The organism is Chamaesiphon sp. OTE_20_metabat_361 (assembly GCF_031364565.1).
The window spans coordinates 1-1,813 of record NZ_JANLWO010000270.1 but is presented as its reverse complement, the minus strand read 5'-3'; the positions used below and the strand labels follow the sequence as shown (position 1 = coordinate 1,813).

Below are 1,813 nucleotides of genomic sequence, written 5' to 3'. Positions count from 1 at the left end.
CGCTAAACCCTCTCCTTCGGAGACGCTGCGCGAACGGGGAACCCTACGTATCGCGAATCGCTGACCCAAACACATGGGTCGGAGCGGCTCGCGCACGCCTCTGTTCCCCGACGGTTTGCGAAAAGTGCGTTCTTGGGGTTTCCCCTGTCTTGTCGGTTTTTTTATTCGGAGGGAACCTCCGAATAAAACCGCCGCAAGTGAAGCACCTTTTCAAGACAGCGGATGCGCGATACGTAGGCTTTGCCGAGGGTTTAGCGACCCAAATCGCGCTGAGGTTCCCTCAGCGTGCGTTTGGGTCAAGACAGCGCACCAAGCAGCGAGACAAGACAAACCTCCGCGTGATTTGGGTCGCTCCGGAGGAGAATCGCCGATCGAGCCATCAGGTTTGGCGATAACGCTGCCAGAATTGTTAACTTGCCACTTGACAAATTAGCAAATATACCTGAACTTGACTCAATAGTAGCTGCGATCGCACAGAAACTCACCACCCCTAAATTTTTCACCAACTTCCGACGACATCCAAACGCCCCTATGTCAACTCTCGTCATCGTCGAATCTCCTACTAAAGCCCGCACCATCAGTAAGTTTTTGCCATCGAGTTATGTGGTAAAAGCGTCCATGGGACACGTCCGCGATTTGCCACCCTCCGCTGAAGAAATTCCAGCGGAATACAAATCCGAAAAGTGGGCAAACTTGGGCATCAATGTCGAATCGGGATTTGCACCGCTGTATATCATCCCCAAAGACAAGCGCAAGATCGTCCAGGAATTGAAAACAGCGCTCAAAGGCTGTCAAGAACTGATTCTAGCGACGGACGAAGATCGCGAAGGCGAGAGTATCAGTTGGCACCTATTGCAACTGCTCAATCCCAAGGTACCGACCAAGCGGATGGTATTCCACGAGATTACCAAAGAAGCGATCCAGAAGGCACTCAAAAATTGCCGTAACATCGACGAGCAGATCGTCCACGCCCAAGAAACGCGGCGGATACTCGATCGATTAGTCGGTTATACCCTATCGCCGCTACTGTGGCGGAAGATTGCTGGCGGCTTGTCGGCGGGGAGAGTCCAGTCGGTCGCCGTCAGATTATTAGTAATTAGAGAACGCCAACGGCGAGCATTTAGATCCGCTCAGTACTGGGATCTCAAAGCTCTACTCGCCCATAACAAAGCTGAATTTGACTCGAAACTGGTAACAGTCGATGGCGTAAAAGTTGCCACCGGGGCAGATTTCGACCCGAATACTGGCAATCTCCTAGCGGGTAAAAAAGTCAAAATCCTCAATGGAGCCGAAGCCAGCGCATTAGTTGAAAGCCTCAAGGATAAAACCTGGACGGTCACAGGATTAGAAGAAAAACCCGTCACCCGCAAACCCGCGCCGCCGTTTACCACATCTACCCTCCAACAGGAAGCCAACCGCAAGCTCAGACTCTCCGCCCGAGAAACCATGCGCGTCGCCCAAAGCTTGTACGAGCAAGGTTACATCACTTACATGCGGACAGATTCGGTCAGTCTATCCGCCCAAGCGATCGAAGCCGCCCGTTCCTGCGTCCTGGAAAAATACGGACAAGAATATCTCAGCCCCACACCCCGTCAATACAGCACCAAATCTAAAGGCGCTCAAGAAGCTCACGAAGCGATTCGCCCTGCAGGGAGTAGCTTTCGCACGCCCAGAGAAACCGGACTTAGTGCCAAAGAATTGCAACTTTACGACCTAGTATGGAAACGGACGGTTGCTTCCCAAATGGCCGATGCTCGTCAAACGCAGCTCAGCGTCGATTTACAGGTCGAGAACGCTGGATTCCGATCTTCCG

The 1,813-nt window shown here is 52.5% G+C and carries 1 protein-coding gene; it reads left to right on the top strand.

Annotated features, from left to right (window positions below; genetic code table 11):
• Positions 1-531 precede the first annotated feature (531 nt).
• The coding region (gene topA, locus RMO35_RS07835) for a type I DNA topoisomerase (protein ID WP_309739987.1) at positions 532-1,813 on the top strand (1,282 nt) is incomplete at its 3' end.